The sequence below is a fragment of the Acinetobacter sp. YH12072 genome (assembly GCF_013419565.1).
Lineage (GTDB): Bacteria > Pseudomonadota > Gammaproteobacteria > Pseudomonadales > Moraxellaceae > Acinetobacter.
Window position 1 is genome coordinate 1 of sequence record NZ_VOZV01000035.1, and the last position, 22136, is coordinate 22136.

24 protein-coding genes are annotated in these 22136 nt (G+C 43.6%); 9 read left to right on the forward strand and 15 right to left on the reverse strand.

Annotated features, from left to right (window positions below; genetic code table 11):
* Positions 1-368 precede the first annotated feature (368 nt).
* From FTU19_RS13260 to def, 3 genes are all read right to left on the reverse strand, one after another.
* Entirely contained in the window at positions 369-2399 is a 2031-nt protein-coding gene (locus FTU19_RS13260) for a TonB-dependent copper receptor (protein WP_180034229.1), read from the reverse strand.
* Between the two features lie 71 nt (positions 2400-2470).
* Entirely contained in the window at positions 2471-2884 is a 414-nt protein-coding gene (locus tag FTU19_RS13265; protein WP_179992706.1) for a DUF2946 family protein, read from the reverse strand.
* Between the two features lie 92 nt (positions 2885-2976).
* A complete protein-coding gene (gene def / locus FTU19_RS13270) occupies positions 2977-3507 on the reverse strand; it encodes a peptide deformylase (RefSeq protein WP_004780730.1) in 531 nt (176 codons plus the stop codon).
* A gap of 120 nt (positions 3508-3627) precedes the next feature.
* Here def and FTU19_RS13275 point away from each other — a divergent pair, with 120 nt between their 5' ends.
* From FTU19_RS13275 to FTU19_RS13285, 3 genes are read left to right on the forward strand one after another with little or no spacing between them, the layout of a single operon-like run.
* The gene (locus FTU19_RS13275) at positions 3628-4782 is read left to right on the forward strand and encodes a LysM peptidoglycan-binding domain-containing protein (protein WP_180034228.1); all 1155 of its coding nucleotides are present in this window, start codon (positions 3628-3630) and stop codon (positions 4780-4782) included.
* Between the two features lie 57 nt (positions 4783-4839).
* A complete protein-coding gene (gene dprA / locus FTU19_RS13280; protein ID WP_180034227.1) occupies positions 4840-5979 on the forward strand; it encodes a DNA-processing protein DprA in 1140 nt (379 codons plus the stop codon).
* Between the two features lie 40 nt (positions 5980-6019).
* Positions 6020-6589, forward strand: a complete 570-nt coding sequence (locus FTU19_RS13285; protein WP_034171542.1) for an L-threonylcarbamoyladenylate synthase — start codon at positions 6020-6022, stop codon at positions 6587-6589.
* Positions 6590-7026: 437 nt separating this feature from the next.
* Here FTU19_RS13285 and FTU19_RS13290 read toward each other — a convergent pair whose 3' ends face one another.
* Positions 7027-7926, reverse strand: coding sequence for a DMT family transporter (locus FTU19_RS13290; RefSeq protein WP_180070641.1), 900 nt, complete (start codon positions 7924-7926; stop codon positions 7027-7029).
* A 190-nt stretch (positions 7927-8116) separates the two neighbouring features.
* Here FTU19_RS13290 and FTU19_RS13295 point away from each other — a divergent pair, with 190 nt between their 5' ends.
* The 4 genes from FTU19_RS13295 (at position 8117) to FTU19_RS13310 (ending at position 10743) form a co-directional block, all read left to right on the forward strand.
* Positions 8117-8662, forward strand: a complete 546-nt coding sequence (locus tag FTU19_RS13295; protein WP_166139365.1) for a glutathione peroxidase — start codon at positions 8117-8119, stop codon at positions 8660-8662.
* A gap of 174 nt (positions 8663-8836) precedes the next feature.
* A complete protein-coding gene (locus tag FTU19_RS13300) occupies positions 8837-9382 on the forward strand; it encodes a glutathione peroxidase (RefSeq protein ID WP_180018515.1) in 546 nt (181 codons plus the stop codon).
* Between the two features lie 208 nt (positions 9383-9590).
* Positions 9591-9974 (forward strand): RcnB family protein, encoded by a 384-nt coding sequence (locus FTU19_RS13305; protein WP_034171538.1) that lies wholly within the window; start codon positions 9591-9593, stop codon positions 9972-9974.
* A gap of 163 nt (positions 9975-10137) precedes the next feature.
* On the forward strand, positions 10138-10743 hold the full coding sequence (locus FTU19_RS13310) for a hypothetical protein (protein WP_159124343.1): 606 nt from the start codon (positions 10138-10140) through the stop codon (positions 10741-10743).
* Positions 10744-10811: 68 nt separating this feature from the next.
* On the opposite strand, the gene FTU19_RS13315 is transcribed toward FTU19_RS13310, so the two are convergent.
* The 11 genes from FTU19_RS13315 to FTU19_RS13365 all read right to left on the reverse strand — a co-directional run bounded on the left by FTU19_RS13315 (position 10812) and on the right by FTU19_RS13365 (position 20729).
* Positions 10812-12188, reverse strand: a complete 1377-nt coding sequence (locus FTU19_RS13315; RefSeq protein WP_180131516.1) for an NAD-dependent succinate-semialdehyde dehydrogenase — start codon at positions 12186-12188, stop codon at positions 10812-10814.
* Positions 12189-12534: 346 nt separating this feature from the next.
* Positions 12535-12954, reverse strand: a complete 420-nt coding sequence (locus FTU19_RS13320) for a F0F1 ATP synthase subunit epsilon (RefSeq protein ID WP_004780711.1) — start codon at positions 12952-12954, stop codon at positions 12535-12537.
* 26 nt (positions 12955-12980) lie between these two features.
* Positions 12981-14375 (reverse strand): F0F1 ATP synthase subunit beta, encoded by a 1395-nt coding sequence (gene atpD, locus FTU19_RS13325; RefSeq protein ID WP_004780710.1) that lies wholly within the window; start codon positions 14373-14375, stop codon positions 12981-12983.
* A 30-nt stretch (positions 14376-14405) separates the two neighbouring features.
* The gene (atpG, locus tag FTU19_RS13330; protein WP_004780708.1) at positions 14406-15275 is read right to left on the reverse strand and encodes a F0F1 ATP synthase subunit gamma; all 870 of its coding nucleotides are present in this window, start codon (positions 15273-15275) and stop codon (positions 14406-14408) included.
* A gap of 88 nt (positions 15276-15363) precedes the next feature.
* Positions 15364-16908 carry a F0F1 ATP synthase subunit alpha gene (gene atpA, locus FTU19_RS13335; protein WP_180025424.1) on the reverse strand — a complete coding sequence of 515 codons (1545 nt, stop codon included), beginning with the start codon at positions 16906-16908 and terminating at the stop codon, positions 15364-15366.
* 46 nt (positions 16909-16954) lie between these two features.
* Positions 16955-17491 (reverse strand): F0F1 ATP synthase subunit delta, encoded by a 537-nt coding sequence (locus FTU19_RS13340; protein WP_004780705.1) that lies wholly within the window; start codon positions 17489-17491, stop codon positions 16955-16957.
* Positions 17492-17503: 12 nt separating this feature from the next.
* Positions 17504-17974, reverse strand: coding sequence for a F0F1 ATP synthase subunit B (locus FTU19_RS13345; RefSeq protein ID WP_004780703.1), 471 nt, complete (start codon positions 17972-17974; stop codon positions 17504-17506).
* 39 nt (positions 17975-18013) lie between these two features.
* On the reverse strand, positions 18014-18259 hold the full coding sequence (gene atpE / locus FTU19_RS13350; protein WP_000424060.1) for a F0F1 ATP synthase subunit C: 246 nt from the start codon (positions 18257-18259) through the stop codon (positions 18014-18016).
* An 82-nt stretch (positions 18260-18341) separates the two neighbouring features.
* Positions 18342-19217 carry a F0F1 ATP synthase subunit A gene (gene atpB / locus FTU19_RS13355; protein ID WP_004780701.1) on the reverse strand — a complete coding sequence of 292 codons (876 nt, stop codon included), beginning with the start codon at positions 19215-19217 and terminating at the stop codon, positions 18342-18344.
* Positions 19218-19320: 103 nt separating this feature from the next.
* A complete protein-coding gene (locus FTU19_RS13360) occupies positions 19321-19719 on the reverse strand; it encodes an ATP synthase subunit I (RefSeq protein ID WP_166139355.1) in 399 nt (132 codons plus the stop codon).
* Positions 19720-19889: 170 nt separating this feature from the next.
* On the reverse strand, positions 19890-20729 hold the full coding sequence (locus tag FTU19_RS13365; RefSeq protein ID WP_180131517.1) for a metal ABC transporter solute-binding protein, Zn/Mn family: 840 nt from the start codon (positions 20727-20729) through the stop codon (positions 19890-19892).
* A gap of 145 nt (positions 20730-20874) precedes the next feature.
* On the opposite strand from FTU19_RS13365, the gene FTU19_RS13370 reads away from it, so the two are divergent.
* A complete protein-coding gene (locus FTU19_RS13370; protein WP_005233384.1) occupies positions 20875-21372 on the forward strand; it encodes a transcriptional repressor in 498 nt (165 codons plus the stop codon).
* Complete coding sequence (gene znuC, locus FTU19_RS13375; RefSeq protein ID WP_005233382.1) at positions 21354-22136, forward strand: zinc ABC transporter ATP-binding protein ZnuC; 783 nt, start codon at positions 21354-21356, stop codon at positions 22134-22136. Before FTU19_RS13370 ends, znuC begins: the two co-directional genes overlap by 19 nt.

The following is a 22136-nucleotide window of genomic DNA, read 5'->3' on the forward strand; positions in this document are numbered from 1 at the left end:
CTAGAAAGTCAACCAGTAATGAAAATTATTTTTAAACTTTCTTTCTAAAACCTAACTCAACCATTTCATGCTAAGTTACTGTTTTATCAGAAGTTTTAATCTTCATCACCGCCGATGGATGTGCATTCTACAGTATTTCAGGGGGCTTGCAACCCCATTTTTTAAACTTTACAAACGCATGTTTATTTTATAATCCATAAAATTCATAAGTTGCTGTTTTATTTATAAAAATTATTTTAATAAAAGTTTGAGTTATTATTTAATGCAAAACAAAACAATATTAACTTACTGATAAACATGAATTTAAATTACTACCATAAACAAAAAGCAGGAAAAAACTCCTGCTTTTTGTTTGTTTTCAGTTCAAATTAGAATTTCATACTGATTCTTGCCCAGTAATTCCGTCCGATATTATTAAATTGCTCATTGGCAGCAAATCCAAAACCGGAACTGCCCATCTTGTTCAAATGCTCGGCATAGGTACGGTCCAGTACGTTATCGACACCCACAGAAAGATCCATGTTGTCATTTACATGATATGTACCATTTAAAGAGAGAGTACCAAAACCAGCACTTTGCTTAAGATCATAGCCGACAATATTGCCTTCACGCTCACTAATTCGGTTCTGACCATCGACCAGGCGCCAGTAGGCACCCAAAGTATAGTTATCCTGGATATAACGTAAATTTACCCGAGCTTCCAAAGGTGAAATCTGTGGCAACGGCGTATTGTCACTGGTATTTTCACCCCAGGCATACATCGCACTCAGATCAGCCTGAATCGCATCAGTAAACTGATATCCGATTCCGACTTCTGCACCTGCCACTGTTGCATCTACATTTCGGCTATGTGCTTCTAACATTCCCATATTACCTGTTGGCAAGTAAGTCGTGAGGATGTAATCATTGATCACACCTGCATATGCCGATGCCCATGAACTGAAATTACCATGTTCATGCTGGTAGCCAATATCCAGCTGTAAAGTTTTTTCAGTATCAATGTTCTTAAAGGTATTTGGATGACCATTGCCTGATTTTGGACTGAACAGCTCCCAGTAATCCGGCATACGTTCGACATAGCCAATACCCATATAAGTCTTGCCATCATCATGGTCTGGATGCTGATTCTCAAAACGCAAAAAAGCGCTTGGTAAAGTTTTTTTACGCTCCTGGTTTGACTCCACTGCTTCTACTTTGACCTGATCCAGACGCAGGCCACTCACCAACTTATGATTATCACTGACCTCATAACTGAGCTCACCGAAACCACCGATCGACTGGAACTCCATATCTTTAATACGTGGCTTATTCTGATACGCTGTCATCAGATTTCCGTTACGTTTGCTATGCTGATTATTCTGGCTGTCGATACCTGTAATCAGCTGTAATTTATCCCATTCACTGGTCACGGCCATACGCGCATTCAATGTCTTACGCGCTACATTGGTGGCCATAGGCATACTCATCATACCGCCAGGCTTGAACTCGCGCAGACTATAGTTATCCATGACATGGTCATTAAAATTGTAGTTTACCTGTGCTTCAATTTTCTTGATCACATCGCTGACATTTCTCTTTTCAACACGCAAACCCAGACTTTCACGGGCAAACTTGGAGCCATCCATTGCACGGCCGGCATACACAGCTTCACCATCCGCCTTGCCCCCGGTCAACTCTACCCAGGTATCGCTATCCGGTGTCCAGCCTAATGCAATGTCGGCATTCCAGCGCTCCCAATCGGAAGGAACAGTCGTGCCATTACCATCTTTATAACTGTCTGAAACAGAGCGGCTGGTATTCAGGCGGATATATTTCTTTTCATCACCAGCAGCTGCTTCAATATTCTGGTCCAGACGGCCAAAAGATCCCATTAGTACACTGGCCTGACCGCGATAATGTTGATCTTCCCCAAACTGTTCAGGTGTACGTTCAAAAATGACGGTTGCTGCCGAACCGGTATTGGCATATTGAACCGTTTGCGGGCCTTTAATCACTGAAATACGATCATAACTTTCTGGAGAAATATATGAAGTGGGCGAATCCATCCGGCTTGGGCAGGCACCGAGGTTTTCAGTGCCATCAGTCAGGATTTTAATGCGTGAACCGAACATACCACGAAAGGTCACATCGCCATTGGTACCTGCTCCGCTATTGACCGAACTAAAACCTACAATACTTTGCAGATAATCTGCGCCATCAGTTGCTGGCACTGGCTGAATCGGCTGTTTTGGATCAGCACGAACAATCAGACCATTGGCATCATTACCGGCAGTTGAAGTCACCACAATCGGTGCCATGGTTTGTACTGGCATGGCTTCATTTGCCAACACCATCGAAGAATAACAAGCAACACAAATCGCAGCCGCAAGGGGCTGTAAAGAAAATTTAGGCTGAGCCATTTTCTATCTCACTGAATACATAAATTGAACACGGCCTAAGTCAGTAAAGACCCAGGCAAAACAACGTGGATTTATGCAAACAGTGGCGGTGCCCGTCCCTGCGGGATTAAAAAGAGTCGTTGAAGGATAAACCAGACATGCTTAAAGGCTTGTTCAAAAGCCAATAGTCTGACCTGAATTCGATCCAGGACTTCTTTCACTTCAAGCTCAGGCGGCAAAACCAGGTTGCCATAGACAGTACAGTACTGACACTGATGACTGGCATCGTGTTCATGCGCCATGGAGTCTGAGGAAATAGGATGCTGATCAAGGTGATGATGGGCAGAATGTTCAGAATGAACATGAGAAGAAACTAAAAGGGCGCGCGTGATGGTTTCACAGACCGGAGCAACCTGATATTGCTTCGGCAGCAAAGGCTGTAAGAACACAGCAATCTGTAGAAATACCGCCACAAAGGAAAGTAGCAGACCTCCCCGCAGGACCATAGGCAAACCCTTGAATTTGTCTGGGCTAAGTATAACAAAGCCCAATCGAAATTGGGCTTGTTGAAGCATAAAAATTGCTTGGGAAAAGAGTCCTAGCGTTTAACTGCAACTTTTTCTTTATTGCGCTGGCGAACCAGTTTTTCTACTTTTTCACGGGCACGCTGACGTTTCAATGGCGACAGATAATCCACAAAAAGTTTACCATTTAAGTGATCCATTTCATGTTGGATGCACACAGCGAGAAGTCCATCAGCCTCTTGTTCAAAGGGTTGACCATCCAGACCAATTGCCTCGATTTTTACGCGTGACGGACGCTCAACTTTATCGTATATTTGAGGAACTGATAGACAGCCCTCTTCATAAGGCTGTGTTTCTTCAGTCAATGGTGTGATTTTGGGGTTAATGAACACCATGGGTTGATCTTTGTTTTCAGACAGGTCCATCACAATCAGCTGAATATGACGATCAACTTGGGTCGCGGCGAGTCCGATGCCTGGCGCTTCATACATGGTTTCAAACATATCTGCAGCGAGCTGACGAATTTCATCAGTAACTTCTTCGACTGGTTGTGCAATGGTACGAAGACGGGGATCCGGGAAACTTAAAATAGGTAATAAGGCCATACTGCGTCCTCAATTATGCCATTGATCAAAAAACCAAATGAAGGGAATGCTTCATCAAAAAAATGTGTGTAAGATCGTTATTATAACGCAACTACGCACATAATTTTAGGAATTATGATAATGAAAAAGGTTTTGAAGGGCATGCCATTTTTTAGTGCCTTGGGGTTAAAAAATCAAATGCTCGCACTGGCAGTTTGTGTCGGAGTGAGTATGGGGACAATGTATTCAGCCGAGGCAGCTCCTGCCCGTAACGTCAATCCACCTGCTTTAAAAGCCAGTGCACCCAATGTCTACGTGGTCAAAAAAGGCGATACATTGTGGGATATTTCAAAACGTTTCTTAAAAAATCCGGTGCGTTGGCCAGAAATCTGGGCCAGTAACAAGCACGTGAAAAATCCACATTGGATTTTCCCGGGTGACCGCCTGTTGATGTGTGACTATCAGGGCCGTCCAATTATTGGTAAAGACGAAGGTGATGGCTGTGAAGGTATCATCAGTCGTTATATCGGTAGTACTTCATTACAACCACAGGTTCGCGTTGAATCTTTAAATAATACGATTCCAGTGATTCCACTGGCGCATATCCAGCAATGGCTGGAACGCTATACCATTGTGGCAGCAGATTCAGTTCAGGGTACGCCTTACATTCTCGGCACTGCAGACCAGCGCGTATTGGCAGGTAAAGGCCAGAAGGTCTATGCACGCGGGAATGGTCTGGTGGTTGGCCAGCGTTATGCGGTATATCGTGAAGCAGACCCTTATGTCTTTACCGATGCCAATGGCAAGAAATACACGGCTGCTCTAGAGTTGCAACAGGTTGCTTCCGGAATCGCAGTACGTGGCGAAGGTGATGTCACCACGCTGGAATTGACAGATAGCTATAATGCCGAAGTGCGTCGCGGTGACCGTGTATTGCCTGAATACGATCCGATGTTACCTACCCTGTTCTATCCAGTGAATGCAGAAAATACGGTTGCTGGTGGTCAGATTGTGCGTGTACTGGGTTCAATTGGTACTGCTGCGCGTCATAGTGTCGTAACGATTGACCGTGGTACAGCACATGGGGTTCAGACTGGTCATGTCTTCAGCGTAAACCAGAAAGGTGAAGTGGTGACTGATCCGAAAACCAAAGAGCGCGTACAGCTTCCAGGTGAGCGCATTGGCAATCTGATGGTCTTTAAAACTTTTGACCAACTGAGCTATGCTTATGTGCTGGAAAGTGAGTTACCTATCAAGGTGGGTGCCAATATTCAAGCGCCATTGTTAGATGAATAATAGATTGATCTAACTTTACAACTGAAAGAATAAGAAGACACACATATAGGTCTCGATATGCTGAACTCGTTATCACGCGTGCAACTGGAAACACTGACGTTATGGTATCTGGTTCAGCATTCTCTTTCGAGCTTCTATAAAATCAGTCAGCATTATTCAAGTCTGACCACAGCCCTACAGCCTGATCAGGTGCCCACCTGGCAGGCGCTTGGCATTCATGCCAATCATATCCAACGCTTGAAAGACTTCTCGCTTCCAGAATCACAACAGAAATTTCAGCGCTGTCTGGAAAAAGTTCAACGAGATAGTGATTTCATCCTGCTCTATCATGATCTGCATTATCCGCAGCAACTCAGCCACTATGTAGACAAACCACCAATTATTTTTGGTCAAGGTCAGCCGGATACATTGCTTCAGGCTCAAATTGCGGTTGTAGGAAGTCGCAAGCCGAGTCCTCATGGCCGGCAAGTAGCTTATGATTTTTCCTTTTATTTGAGTGAACAGGGTTTCTATATTAATAGTGGATTAGCACAAGGTATAGATGAAGCAGCACATCGGGCAGGATTGAAACATCAGGGTACCATTGCAGTGATGGGGACTGGACTGGATCAGACCTACCCTTCTCAACATGCACAATTGCGCCAGGAGATTATTGCGCATGGTGGTGCGGTCATTACCGAGTTTCTGCCAGAGACTCCACCCTTGCAGCATCACTTTCCACGGCGTAACCGGATTGTCAGCGGTTTAAGTCTCGGAGTCATTGTGGCTGAAGCGACCTTAAAAAGCGGCTCTCTAATTACGGCCAAACTGGCTGCCGAACAAGGCAAAACCGTATTTGCCATTCCGGGACATATTTATAGCGAATATCATAAGGGTTGCCATCAGCTGATTCGTGAAGGCGCGATTCTAATTGATCACCCGCAACAGGTGATTGAAGAACTGGCTTTGGCGACCCAATGGCAAGCCTTACAAAATGAAGTACAACATGACATGGCGGATGAACTTCCTGCACACATACCGCCTCATCTGCTCAGACTTTATAACCAGTTAGACTGGGTCGGACAGGATCTGGATCATCTCAGTCATCATCTGCAACAGGATGTCTCTTCTCTGACCAGTCAATTGATGGAACTAGAGCTACTTGGCTTTTGCACCCAGCAAGCCGGCATGTATCTACGTTGTCGTCCACATAAATAAGGTTCACAATAGACACTTCTTGTTTTGATAAGGTATACACATGATCACCACCTCTGTTGCCGAAGCAGCTGAATGTCTCAAAGCTGGACAGGTCTTGGCATACCCTACAGAGGCTGTTTGGGGTTTAGGTTGCGACCCCTATAATGAACAGGCATTTCACCAGATTTTAACCTTAAAACAGCGCCCGATTGAAAAAGGCGTGATTTTACTCGCAGCTCATATTTCACAAGTGGAACATTTACTTCAGGATCTAAGTGAAGAAATGCGTGAAAAAGTAATTGAGTCTTGGAGTAATGATCGACCTACAGACCGGGCAACCACCTGGTTACTCCCTGCCAATGACGATATTCCAGGCTGGATTAAAGGCAAACACCCTAAAGTGGCAGTGCGCGTGACCACTCATCCTCTTTGTGTAGCCTTGTGTCAGGCTTTTGGCGGTTTTATTGTTTCAACCAGTGCCAATCCTGCCGGCTTAGAACCTGCACGTTCCCTGCAAGATGCCATGCGTTATTTTGGTCAGGACCTAAATTATCTGAATGGCGATCTGGGACTGAGCCAGAAACCAAGCCGGATTATTGATGCTGTAACAGGTGAAATTATTCGTGACTGAGCCTTTGCTCAGTCATTTTTCTTTTCAAGCCGACTAAAGTTTTAAGACAAAAAAAAAGCTCAACCATATAGGGATGGTTGAGCATAAAAAAGGATGTGTATTATCACATCCAGAGGGTCTGTAAATCTCTGGGAGTTTGATAAATCTAGGTTTTTTCTGATTCATCATTCTCGATGCGGGCATTATGCGAGAAATCCGTCACAACAGCAAATATAATAAAACAATTTATTAATACATTTTTTCTATTAAAAATATTTAAAATTTAATCAAAATTCAAAATATCTTGCTATTTTTGTTTCAGTTTTAAAATGAAGTTAATTTTTAATAATTTATTTTTATATCCATAATCACTAAATTTAAGGAATAATACTGTAAAAATAATGTAATCATTTATTCAAATATTAAACAAATAAAACTTTAACTCTTTATTTGATCGCTTAAACCTTGGGTTTAGCAGGGTATTGCGCCAATAAAATACCTACTAGAATAATGGCACCACCAATGCTATGGTAGATTGTCCAGGCTTCAGATAACCATAAATAAGCGATTAACGCCGTAAAGACCGGCATCAAATTCATAAAAATACTGCTGCGGTTTGGACCAAGTTGTTGTACAGCCATCATCCATAAGAATGGGGCAGCAATAGAAGGAAAAATTCCGGCATAAATAATACTTGCTGCGTTATTACTATTAATAGCATCCAGACCTGAGTACAACACTAAAGGAATGTGATAGAGAACGGCCAAAAAAATCTGCATATACAGACTAACCAATAGCGGAATCTGGATCTGCCATTTTTTGAGCAAAACGCCATAACAAGCATAGAAAAATACCGCAATCAGCATCAGCAGATCACCAATATAACGATCTCCTGCATCGAGTAAATGTGCCCATTGCCCCTCCCCCATCACATACATCAGACCAATAAAAGACAAAATACTGCCAATCACTGCCATTAAGGTGGGGCGAACATGTAAAACAAAGATCCCAACAATAATAGTAAAAATCGGAATAAAGGCATTAATCAGGCCCATATTGGTGGCACTGGTATAATGTGCTGAGGTATAAGCCAGCCCTTGATACAACACCATGCCCAATGCACTTAAGACAGCCAGATGCCCCAGATGTGGTCGAATTTCTGGCCAGGCTTTGCGAACCTTAGGCCACATTAACGGCGTTAAAATCAGCAGAGCCAGAACCCAGCGATAAAAACTGATACTTAAGGGAGAAATATAATCCGCTACATAACGGTTAACGGTCATATTCAATGACCAGATCAGGACCGCAGTCAAGGGAAGCAGCATGGCCCACCACATTGTTTTTTGCTGCTGCGTCATAACTTCATCCCTGTCTCTATCTATTGTTAATCTATGCTTCTTGGCAAGTGCCTAAGCATAATTGATTTTTCAACTAAAATTAATGCTATTTGTAGCCGGCCAGTAAGCATTTCACTGATTCCGACTTGTACTGTATTTAAATACCCGTTAAAACAAATAGCCCTCATTCATTTAATAAAAAGGAAATCCGATGAGCACTTCTGTGTATGACATTCCGGTAAAAACGATTCAAGGAACGGACACGACGCTGAACCAGTATCAAGGCAAAGTCTTACTGCTGGTAAATGTGGCATCAAAATGCGGCCTCACTCCACAATACGAAGGCTTGCAAAAACTCTATGATGATAAAAAAGCCGAAGGACTGGAAATCTTAGGCTTCCCTTCCAATGATTTTCTGGAACAGGAACCTGGAAGTGAAAAGGAAATTCAGGACTTCTGTTCCCTGAACTATCAGGTGGATTTCCCGCTGTTTGCTAAAATTCCGGTCGTGGGTGAAGCTAAACATCCTTTGTATGCCACTTTGACTCAGGCTGTGCCAGAACGTATTGGTGAAGGTCCATGGTGGAAAGATCTGGTCGACTATGGCCTGACTCCAAATGAACCGCCTGAAGTCCTCTGGAACTTTGAAAAATTCCTGGTGAACAAACAGGGGGAAGTCGTTGCACGTTTTGCACCGGATATCACGGCAGATGATTCACGCCTGCTGGATGCAATCAATGCTGAGCTTGCTAAATAAGTCTTTTTAAATAGGTCGGTTGCAACTGATGACCAGTTTAGCCGACCTGGCTCATAGGCATAAACATTGAATTTCATATTTTTTTCACAAACTTATCTAAAATTTATGTTTGCTGAAACCGCCCAGACCCGATAAAACATGAGTCTATTTCCATAACAATTCGAGCAAAATAATATGAGCCAGTCCATTTATGAGATTCCGGTAAAAACCGTCACTGGAGAAAATACGACTTTGTCCAATTATCAGGACAAAGTCCTGCTGATTGTAAATGTCGCATCGAAATGTGGTTTAACCCCACAATATGAAGGACTGCAGAAACTTTATAATGAGAAAAAAACCGAAGGACTGGAAATTCTGGCTTTTCCTGCGAATAACTTTAAAGGTCAGGAACCGGGCACAGACGAGGAAATCCAGCAGTTCTGCAGTCTGAACTACAATGTGGATTTCCCGCTATTCTCCAAGATCTCTGTCGTGGGTGAAGATCAGCATCCTCTTTACCATTATCTGACCCAAGCTCAGCCGCAACGTACAGGCGGCGAAGATTTTGCAGAGCGCCTGAAAAGTTTTGGCAATACGCCAAATGAATTACCAGAAGTGCTGTGGAACTTTGAAAAATTCCTGGTCAACAAGCAAGGTGAAGTGGTCGCGCGTTTTGCACCAAATATTCCAGCAGATGATGCTCGCTTGCGAGATGCGATCAATGCAGAATTGGCTAAATAATTTGTAACAGTAATGTAAGTATCTATTTCAATAATAGATACTTATTCTTTATATTAAAATCAAATACTTACAACCAGATTTACTTAACTCTAAAATCTCCATGATTTACGCTTAATTTTTATTTTTCTACAACACTTCATTCCATATTTATCAATGAGTTAAGCCTAATATGCAGTTATCCCAAGAGAGATAACGATAGGTTCAAAACATGAAAAACTTAGTAAAAGCAGTCGTATTTTCATTATCTAGTACACTTGTGGCGACTTCAGCTTTTGCTGCAGCTCCAGAGCATCACTCGCAACACCATCAGCCACAAAAAACGCATGTTCAGCAACAGTATCACGCACAGCATAAATCTCCTGCACACGCTCAACAGCATAAACAGGTACATAAGAAAATAGATCCTTCACGCGATTGGCGCGTAGGTCAAAAAGTACCAGCTCAGTTCCAGAGCAAAATGTACAAGGTAGATCACAGCAAATACAAAAAGCTCAGCAAACCTGGTAAAAACCAGCAATGGATCAAAGTAAATGGTGACTATATCCTGACCAATGTGATGAGCCATAACATTATCAAAATTATTGCAGGATAAGTTTTATCCTCCTCGGTGAAAAAGAGTGCTTCGGCACTCTTTTTTAATGTCTTAATCTTTTGTATTCAAAATATTTGTTATGACTTTGCAACAATCTTTTTTATCTCCACATTTTATTCTTATAGTCATGCATTAGAACCACCTGCTCCGAGACCACGATTTTATGTCCAAGATTCTTGTAAATGCTCTTCTTCCTTTTGCCCTATTTAGCTCAGGCATTTTATTAATGGGCTGTGAACAGGCGACCGAAGCACCGGTCGAGCAAGAACAAAGTACGCTTTCTACTGATCTTGAACCTGTACAGCAAAGTGATCGCACGACGACTGCGCAAACAGAGCTGAAGTCTGGCAATATGTTTTATATGGTGCGTGATGTAGCTGATCTGCAATTCAAGGCAGGGAGTTATGTTGAACAGTTAAAACAAACCCAAACTGATCTGCAAACTGCGGTGGATACTAAAGATACCGAGCAACTGCAAGCTACAGCAGGCAAGTTACAACAACAGTTGACAGGCTTTAATCAGGCTTTAGGTGAACTGAATTTAAAAAGTCAGGAAATTGATCAGGTACGTAGCAATATTATGAGTGCCAATCAACAGGTTCTGGCTTCTCCTTTACTGAATGGCCAAGTCGATTTCAGTCAGGTTGATTTAAAGAAAATTGAAAGCCAGATGGTTAGTGTGCAAGCTGAAATGCTTAAACTGGCAGGCATGCTGATTCAAAACTCAGATAAAGATGCTTCATCAGAAGCTGAAACAGAAAATACTTGATTTACGCTGATATCTCGTTCAAAAAGAAGCCACTGTTTAAGTGGCTTCTTTATTTTAGAAATTAAATATTATTTTTTTGGGCTTTTTACGACAACCAGACGTTTCTGCACAAATTCTTTGAAACCATCAATTGAAAGTTCATGACCATAACCTGAATTTTTGATCCCGCCAAATGGCAGCTCTGGCGCAGTATCGGTATACCAGTTGATCCAGATCATGCCAGTTTCTACACGTGAAGCCAGCTTTTTCGCCCGCTCAATATTTTGTGAATGAATCACGCCTCCGAGACCATAATTAGAATCATTGGCAATCGATACAATTTCATCTTCATCTTTTGCGACATAGATCTGTGCCACAGGACCAAAGAATTCTTCATACCAGGCCGGATTATCACGGCTGATATTTTCCAGAATAGTTGGCTGATAGAAATTACCTTCATGCTCATAAGGCTTACCACCAGTCACGACTTTCGCGCCATTCTCTACTGCCTTATCAACCTGCTTGGTCAGTTTTTCCAACGCATCTGCTGAGGACAGTGGGCCAAGTGTAGTTTCAGAATCCAACGGATCACCAATTTTTAAGCCTTCAAAGACCTTGATCATGCCCGATTTAAATTGTTCCGCAATTTTCTCATGCAGGATAAAACGTTTAGCTGCTGTACAAACCTGCCCCGTGTTATTAACGCGTGCCTGACAGCCGATTTTGATCGCTTTTTCCAGATCAGCATCATCCAGCACAATGAATACATCATTACCGCCTAATTCTAGTGTCGATTTGGTGACATGTTTCCCAGCTTGCCCTGCTACTGCACGCCCTGCGCCTTCTGAACCTGTGAGAGCAACGCCTTGTACACGCGGATCCGCGATAATATCTGCGACCTGATCGCTACTGATAAACAAGTTAGTCCACACACCTTTCGGTGCGCCTGCATCCAGAATCAACTGTTCAAAGGCTTCAGCACATTGCGGAACAATGCTGGCGTGCTTGGCTACCACAGGGTTACCAATCGCGCAGTTTGGGGCAAAGACACGCATCAACTGATAAAAAGGAAAGTTCCAGGGTTCTACTGCCATGATGATGCCTAAGGCATGATGCTCTACCCATGCTTCTCCTAGTTCCGTTTCATAAGAAACTGGCGCTAAAAACTCTTTGGCATGATCTGCATAATACTCAGCAATTTTGGCACAGCTTTCGATCTCACCTTCACTCTGCTTGATCAGCTTACCCATATCCAGTGTCATGATTTTAGCCAGTTCTGACTTGCGTTCCCGCATATTTTTTGCCAGTTTGCTAAGTACCTCAATCCGGGTATCTACTTGTTGAGTCCAATCCGACTTCAGGATTTTTTCTGCGGTATCCAAGGCATTTTGGATATCTTGATCAGTGTGTGACGGATAATCTTTTAATTTCTGGTTGTTAAAGGGGTTAATGGATTGATAACTCATAATTAGATCCCTGCTTGGCCAATTCAATTTTTATAAATGGATAACAACGTGATTTGCGTCGTGACAGAGGTAGTAGAACCGTGAAACTTTTTATTGAATAAATCTGAAAAGCTTAAAGACGCCATATCAACTTAGCATTGTTTTTTTCTGACTATGACTTTGCTTACAGATTGGTTCAAAAGATTACGCAGCGCAGGTAAAAGTTATATCGAGTGGTACAAATTAGAGCCATATAGTTTTCTTAAAATAATTATTCATAAGGCTAAAATCTGGTAACTTTTTTCAAAATAGTTTTTATATAAAAAAACCACCCTTTCGGGTGGTTTTTTCAATCTTAAACCAGCAATTACATTGCACGGTTTTTGATTTTGCGGATCGTTTCCAGCTGAGCAGCAGTTTCTGCAAGAGCAGCCAAAGCAGCAGCAGAGTCCAAATCGCTCTTTTGATTTGCTAGCAATTGTTCAGCGTGTTTACGCGCTTCAATAATTGCCGCTTCATCCAAGTTTTCTGCACGGACTGCTGTATCAGCAAGAACCGTAACAACATGCGGTTGAACTTCTAGAACACCACCAGATACATAGATTAATTCTTCTGTACCGTTTTCCAAAATAACGCGGATCGCGCCAGGTTGGAGCAAAGTTACCAGCGGAGCGTGACCAGGCATAATACCTAACTCACCGCCAGCACCTTTAGCAATTAGCATAGTTACAGTGCCTGAGTACAAAGACTCTTGAACACTTACAACGTCACATTGCATAGTCGCCATGAGAATCTCCTAAATTAGGGAACTAATTAAAGTTTCTCAGCTTTAGCAATCACTTCGTCAATACCACCAACCATGTAGAACGCTTGTTCTGGGATGTGATCGTATTCACCAGCTAGAAGACCTTTAAAGCCACGAATCGTTTCTTTAAGCGGTACAAGTTTACCAGGAGCACCAGTAAACACTTCAGCTACGTGGAACGGTTGAGAGAAGAAACGTTGGATCTTACGTGCACGGTATACAGTAAGTTTGTCTTCTTCTGACAATTCGTCCATACCAAGAATTGCGATAATGTCTTTCAATTCTTTATAACGTTGAAGAACGTTTTGAACTGAACGAGCGATTTCGTAATGCTCAGTACCAACTACAAGTGGATCTAGCTGACGTGAAGTAGAGTCAAGTGGATCAATCGCAGGGTAAATACCTTGAGAAGCGATGTCACGGCTCAATACAACAGTTGCGTCCAAGTGAGCGAACGTAGTTGCAGGCGATGGATCTGTTAAGTCATCGGCAGGTACGTATACCGCTTGGATTGACGTAATAGAACCAGACTTAGTAGATGTAATACGTTCTTGAAGAACACCCATCTCTTCTGCAAGAGTCGGTTGGTAACCTACTGCAGATGGCATACGGCCTAGAAGTGCTGATACTTCAGTACCCGCTAGTGTATAACGATAGATGTTGTCGACGAACAATAGTACGTCACGGCCTTTACCGTTTTCGTCTTTTTGATCACGGAAGTACTCAGCCATAGTCAAACCAGTCAACGCTACGCGTAAACGGTTACCTGGTGGCTCGTTCATCTGACCGTAGACCATTGCTACTTTGTCAAGAACGTTAGAGTCTTTCATTTCGTGATAGAAGTCATTACCTTCACGAGTACGTTCACCAACACCAGCAAACACAGATAAACCTGAGTGCGCTTTCGCGATGTTGTTGATCAACTCCATCATGTTTACAGTTTTACCAACACCGGCACCACCGAACAGACCAACTTTACCACCTTTCGCGAACGGGCATAGTAAGTCGATGACTTTAATACCAGTTTCTAGAAGGTCAGTAGAAGCCGCTTGTTCTGCATAAGAAGGCGCTTGACGGTGAATTGGTAAACGCTCTTCAGTCGCAACAGGACCAGCTTCGTCGATCGGGCGACCAAGAACGTCCATGATACGGCCAAGAGTCGCTGTACCTACTGGTACAGAGATCGGAGCGTTAGTGTTAGTTACGTTCAAACCACGCTTAAGGCCTTCAGTAGAACCCATTGCAATAGTACGAACTACGCCATCACCAAGTTGTTGCTGAACTTCTAATGTAGTTTCAGTACCGTCAACTTGGAGAGCGTCATAGATCTTAGGAACGCTGTTACGTTCAAACTCGACGTCGATAACCGCGCCGATGATCTGAATGATACGACCGCTACTCATTGCTGTCTCCTCAATTCAAACTAATATATGTTAAACGGCAGCGGCACCACCAACGATCTCAGAAATTTCCTGAGTAATCGCGGCTTGACGCAGCTTGTTATAAATAAGTTGCAGGTTCTTGATCAATTCACCCGCGTTATCAGTTGCAGCTTTCATTGCAACCATACGAGCAGACTGCTCACACGCGATGTTTTCGATCACACCTTGATACACCACAGACTCGATGTAACGAACCAACAAGCCATTTAAAAGCTCTTCAGCTTCAGGCTCGTAGATGTAATCCCAACCGTATTGACGGTTAAGCGTCTTGTCTTCTTCAGCAGCTGCCAAAGGAACAAGCTGTTCGATCTTTTGGTTTTGAGTCATGGCGTTGACAAAGCCGTTAGAAACCAGATAAATACGATCTAATTCGCCTTTATCATAAGCGTCTAACATCACCTGTACAGAACCAGATAACTGTTCAAGACTTGGAGTGTCGCCCACTTGAGTGGTCGCACCAAGCACTTTACCGCCGTAGTTTTTAAAAAACGAAACCGCTTTTTGACCAATCAAAGCAAATTGAACTTCAATTGACTGCTCTTGTTGCTGTTGAACGTGTTTTACCACTTTCTTGAACAGGTTAATGTTCAAACCACCAGCAAGGCCACGATCTGAAGACACAATGATATAGCCAACGCGCTTAACAGGACGTTCAACCATATAACGGTGTTTATATTCAGGATTCGCTTGTACCAAATGAGCAATTACACGGTGCATATTTTCGGCATACGGACGGCCTTGTGCCATGCGCTCTTGCGCACGACGCATCTTAGAAGCTGCTACCATCTGCATCGCGCGAGTAATTTTCTGCGTGCTTTTGATACTAGCTACTTTGGCGCGAATTTCTTTTAAATTTGCCATACGCTTAACCTATTATTCGAAGGCCCTTACGAGCCCTCGAAGGTTGATTCCGTGAACCAAACCAACACCAATCTAGCAAGTTGCTAAATTAGTAAGTTTGAGTCGCTTTGAATTTTTCAATACCAGCTTTGAATTCAGCTTCGATATCTTTATCCCAAGCACCAGTCTCGTCAATTTTTTGCATTAACGCAGCGTGTTCTGAACGGAAGTAAGCAATTAACGCAGCGTCAAAGTCTACGATTTTCTTCACTTCTACGTCAGCCATGTAGCCTTCGTTAGATGCATAAACTGATACAGCTTGGTCAGCGATTGAGTATGGAGCATATTGTTTTTGCTTCATAAGCTCAGTTACGCGTTGACCGTGTTCAAGCTGTTTACGAGTTGCTTCGTCAAGGTCAGAAGCGAACTGAGCAAACGCTGCCAATTCACGGTACTGTGCAAGTGCAGTACGGATACCACCAGACAATTTCTTGATGACTTTAGTCTGCGCAGAACCACCAACACGAGATACAGAGATACCCGCGTTCACAGCAGGACGGATACCCGCGTTGAACAATGATGTTTCAAGGAAGATCTGACCGTCAGTAATCGAAATTACGTTGGTTGGTACGAATGCAGATACGTCACCTGCTTGAGTTTCAATAATCGGCAATGCAGTTAATGAACCAGTTTGGCCTTTAACTTCACCGTTAGTGAATTTCTCAACGTAGTCAGCAGATACACGAGAAGCACGTTCAAGTAGACGTGAATGTAGATAGAACACGTCACCTGGATAAGCTTCACGACCTGGTGGACGACGAAGAAGCAATGAAATTTGACGGTAAGCAACAGCTTGTTTAGACAAGTCATCATAGATGATCAGAGCGTCTTCACCGCGGTCACGGAAGTATTCACCCATTGTACAGCCAGAGTATGGAGCCAAGAACAGCATTGCTGCTGGATCGGCTGCAGCTGCTGCTACAACAGTTGTATACGCCATAGCGCCAGTTTCTTCCAGCTTACGTACTACGTTTGCAATAGTTGATTGTTTTTGACCAACTGCAACGTAGATACATTTAATGCCAGAGTTTTTCTGAGCGATGATCGCGTCGATCGCCATAGCTGTTTTACCAGTCTGACGGTCACCAATGATCAACTCACGTTGACCACGGCCTACTGGGATCATTGTATCTACTGATTTATAACCAGTTTGTACAGGTTGATCCACTGATTGACGCCAAATTACGCCTGGTGCTACTTTTTCAACAGCATCAGTCAGTTTTGCATCAATAGGGCCTTTACCATCAATCGGGTTACCCAAAGCGTCTACGACACGGCCAAGAAGTTCAGGACCAACCGGAACTTCTAATACACGACCTGTACAACGAGCTTTTTGACCTTCTTGAAGGTTTAAGTAGTTACCTAAAACAACGACGCCCACTGAATCCTGTTCTAGGTTCAGTGCCATACCGTATAAGCCGCCGTCGAATTCGATCATTTCACCGTACATTGCATCAGCAAGGCCGTGAATGCGCACAATACCGTCGGATACCATAACAATGGTACCTTCGTTTTTAGCGGTCGCGCTGGTGTCCAGATCGCCGATACGCTGTTTAATGAGCGCACTGATCTCGGATGGATTCAGTTGTTGCATTGCGCTATACCTCAATCTTTTTAAAGTTCAGTCTTCTTATATGCAATTAAGCTAGAAGACGAGTACGCATTTTTTCAAGCTTATTAAGCGCAGAATCATCTATCACTTGGTCGCCTGCACGAATAACCACACCCGCGATTAATGCCGGGTTAACTTCTACAGAAACGTTTACTGCTGCATTGAATTTTTTCTCTAACGCATGAGTAAGAAGTTGTTCCTGTACAGAAGTCAACGGGAATGCTGATTCAATTACAACATCCACAGTATTGTTATTCTGTGATTTGAGCTGTTCATATTCTGCAGCGATTTCAGGAAGCAAAGCCAAACGTGCGTTTTCAGCAAGCATAGTCAAAAAGTTTGACACTGCAGGCGTTTGGTCTTCGCCTAAAACTTTAGCAAAAAGTGCCACCTGCTCAGCAGGTGTCAACTCAGGGCGATTTAGATAAGCTGAAAATGCTTCGTCTTGCACCGCAGCACTGAGCAATTCAAGTGCAGTTGACCAAGAGTCAGCTGTACCTTGCTCAGAAGCGTAAGCAAATGCTGCTTTAGCGTAAGGGCGTGCCAACGTCAAGAGTTCAGCCATAATCCGCCTCTCTTAAAGTTTAGCAGCCAGCTGAGTCAGCATGGCATTGTGAGCTTCTGCGTCAACTTGCTGGCTAAGAATTTTCTCAGCACCAGCAACTGCAAGAGCAGCCACTTGTTGACGTAATTCTTCGCGAGCAGCATTGATTTCAGTATCAACAGCTTCTTTAGCTTGTTGACGAATACGCTCACCTTCAGCTGATGCTTGGGTACGAGCTTCTTCGACCAATTGCGCTGCACGACGGTTCGCTTGTTCGATCAATTGAGCCGCTTGTGCTTTTGCCGCGTCCAGTTCAGCTTTCACTTGTGCTTGCGCATCTGCAAGGTCAGCCTTCGCTTTTTCAGCAGCATTTAAGCCATCAGCGATTTTACGCTGACGTTCACTAATCGCATTGATTAGTGGTGGCCATACAAACTTCATGCAGAATGCGACGAAAATCGCAAACGCAATCGCTTGGCCAAACAATGTGAGGTTGATATTCATTGCAAATTCCTCAAATAGTGAATTTCGGAATTAAGCTGATTAACCTACAAATGGATTAGCGAAGATGAAGAACAAGCCAATACCAACACCGATCATAGGCACAGCATCAAGAAGACCCGCGATTAAGAACATACGAGTTTGAAGTTGTGGAGCCAATTCTGGTTGACGAGCTACAGCTTCAAGGAAACGGCCGCCTAGAAGACCAAAACCAATCGCAGTACCTAAAGCACCGAAAGCGATCAAGATAGCAGATGCAATTGCAACTAGACCTAAAGTGAGTTCCATGATAATTCCTCAGAGGTTAGGTTTATACCAAATTAAGTTAAAAAATTGTGCCCAACCATCCCGTGACAGTTAGGCAATACCATTAATGCTTTTCGCTTGCCATGCTCAAGTATACGATAGTCAGCATCATGAAAATGAATGCTTGTAGCGTAATAACAAGAATGTGGAAGATCGCCCAAGGCACAGATAACGCCCACTGGATCCAGAACGGTAATAACGCGATAAGAATGAAGATTAACTCACCCGCATACATGTTACCGAATAGTCGTAGAGCCAATGAAACTGGACGTGCAAGGAAGGTTACCAATTCCAGAATCAAGTTCACTGGAATAAGGATCGCTTTTGCAACTGGGTTACTTGGGTTAAATGGGTTAAGTGCTAGTTCACCAACGAAGCCGCCAACACCTTTTTCACGGATGCTGTAGAACAAGATAAGTGCAAATACAGACAATGACATACCAAGAGTAATGTTAGGGTCAGTAGATGGAACGATCTTGAAGTATACGTGGTGTGGATCAATACCAAACAGGCCACCAATCACGTGTTGAGCGACATAAGGAATCCAGTCAACCGGGATAAGGTCCATCAAGTTCATGAGGAAAATCCACACGAAGATGGTTAGCGCTAGTGGAGCGATCAAACGCGATTTACCATGGAAGGTATCGCGTACACTTGAGTCAACAAACTCGATAATCATTTCGATTGCAGACTGGAACTTGGTAGGAACACCAGAGTTTGCAGCTTTCGCTACGAGCCAGAATAACAAGCAGAAAATGATACCAAGGCCGATTGACCAACCCATTGAATCCAAGTGAATAGCAGTGAACCCCATCTGTTGAGCTTCAGCACCGTTCTCGGCCAATTTCCATGTACCGTCTGGCATTTTGCCATAGGTCATATTGGTCAAGTGATGCTTGATATACTCGGTCGAAGTAAGGGCATGTTCTTCAGCAGCCATAAATCACACCTGGTCAATGTCAAAAAACTATAGAACAAACGAATATCGCGTGCTGCTTGATATCTCGCCTGCTCCTAAAAAACTTTTCAATTTTTTGTTGTGTTTAAACTCGTTTTTGTAGACGTGACACCCAAAAAGGAGCGACCCACGACATGGCTTGAACGAGCATAAAACCACAAAACAACGCAACCGGGGATAACGGCTTGACATTGCTTAAAATTAAAATGAAACCAACAATCACAATTGCAAACTTGCCCATCAAGCCTTTATACATGTTCGAAAGAACCTGCTTAGATGCCCGGGCTCCTGCCGCTCGAAATGATTGCCATGAAAAATAACAACTCGCAAGCCAGCAGACGAACGCCCCCAAAGCGGCACTCAAGGCTACGGTTGAGTCTTTCACGACCCAGCCAATCAAGGCTGAAACAGGAATCATTAATGCTTGTAAGAGGACTAAAGCTTTCGCTAATCGTCGGTCAATCAAGCGACTAGTTCGGCTCATTATTTATTCACTCACAGCAAGCATGCTTGACAAGTTTAGCTGATGATTATTTTTAATCGCAGGCATTATAGAGTTACACCCCTGAACATGCAATCTTTTCCCGACCTTAGTCGTGTTTTTTTCAACAGATCAAATGCTGGCAAACTAATCAAAACTTGATTATTTTTAAATCATTGATGGGCATTTAACACACATTTACGGGTTTGCTCGGCCAATTTCTGCCAGGCCTGGATAAAGTCCCCTGCCCCACTCATGCTTTCATCAACACTCTGGAACACAATCGGTTTCAGTTTACGGTACTGATTTTCACCAGCATGCGCTTCTGCCAGCAGACACATTTTGCTCTGCACACGACTTTCTTGCAGATACTTGATCTGCGCCACGGTTGGTGACACATGTGGATCATCCGTCAAAGCCCCCATGAACTTCAGGTTCAATGGGCGTTCCAGATATTGATAGGCATCATGATAGGACCAATAAGGTTGAGCTTTACTTGTAGAACTATAACGCTGTGCAGTCAAAAACATGGTTTGGGCAAAGTCACGCGCATTTTTCCAATAGGCCTCCCGATGCTCAGGCAGCTGCTGAGAACGTAAGGCTGCAATAAAGAAACCGATACGTACTGCATTGTTGGGATCGAGCCAGACATGGGTATCGACGGTATCTTTTAAGGCTTGCCCACGTGGATTACGCATTGGTAAAGTGGTCAGAATACCCGAATCTAAAATCGCGATACTTTTATTGTTATTGTTCAACACTTTTGCCAACGGCGCTTCATGTGCCTGCCCTAACCAGATCACCAGGCCGGCATCCTGAATCGTTTTACGGTGTGCCGGGGTCAGACTGACATCATGACCGCTTTGATTGGCCAGTAATAAAGTCGGCTGTTCCACGCCTTGAGTAATGGTCTTGGCAATCAGATAAATCGGCTGCGTTGAAACCACCAGACTTTGCGACCAGCTAAGGGTACTGAACAAAGCCATGCTACACAGGGCAAGGAAACGGAACATGAAGAGAAATCGCTATATAAGGACAAATTTAATAGTGTTATAATATAACAAAATCACAAAAATACCTATGCCCAATCGAAACTCTGGGCGCTTCATGTTAAGATTTGAAATCTTTTAATTTTCAGTTTCGCACCTGAGGTGAACTATGGGTTCATGTTCGCACGAACACCACAATGCATTGCACGGCGTACACGACCATCCAAATGTCGCGCAACGTCTGGCCGAAGCAGAGAGTCTTTGTGCGGCAAGTGGCGCACGCCTCACTCCTTTACGCAAAGAGGTACTGGAACTGATTCTGAATGCAAGCGGCCCGATGGGTGCGTATGACCTGCTGGCACAAATGAAAAATGCCAGCGACCGTCCCGCTGCCCCACCAACGGTGTACCGTACACTCGACTTTTTATTAGAAAAAGGCTTTATTCACCGCCTGACCTCTATTAATGCCTATATTCCCTGCTGCCATCCGCGTGAAGGCCATCAGGCGGCATTCTTGATTTGTACTGAATGTAAAGCAGTCAAAGAAGCATCTGCACAAGGTTTATTAGAACAACTGGATGCCTTGGCGGCTTCAGACGATTTTAGTGCACACCACAGCATTATCGAAATTTCAGGAATCTGTCAGCAGTGTCGCAACAAAGCTTGAATGCATCACCCTTGATCCAGCTTTCCAAGATCTGGGTCAATATTGATGATCGTGACATTTTAAAGGCGATTGATTTCTCTTTGCAGGAGAAAGAGATTGTTACGCTGATTGGTCCAAACGGTGCCGGTAAGTCGACTTTAATAAAGGTCATGCTTGGGATCGTCAAACCGAAATCCGGTGAAATCAAAACGGCGCGCAAGCTGAAATTCTCTTATGTGCCACAAAAATTCAATCCTTCACATAGTTTACCGCTACGGGTTAAAGATCTGCTGGCACTAGAAAAATGCCCTTCAGCTATTAAAGCTGAAATCATTCGGGATACTGGCATTGCCAAGCTGGAAAATTCCAAAGTTCAACAGCTTTCTGGCGGTGAACGTCAACGTGTTCTGCTAGCACGTGCCTTATTACGTCAGCCGGATATTCTGGTACTGGATGAACCGATGCAGGGACTGGATATTCAATCCGAAGCTGAACTGTATGAATATGTGCGCAGCCTGCCAGAAAAATATGGTTGTGCCATTTTAATGGTCTCACATGACCTGCAATGGGTAATGCAAGGCACGCATCGCGTGGTATGTCTCAACAAACATATCTGCTGTAGCGGTCTACCAGAAAGTGTGCAGCAGCATCCAGAATATCAAGCCATTTTTGGTACCAATCGGGTGTTCTACCAGCATCATCATGACCATTGTGCGCATGGTGATTCAGCCACACCATGCCAGCACGATTCACGCCCTCACATTCACCCCGAGCCGGAAGCTTAA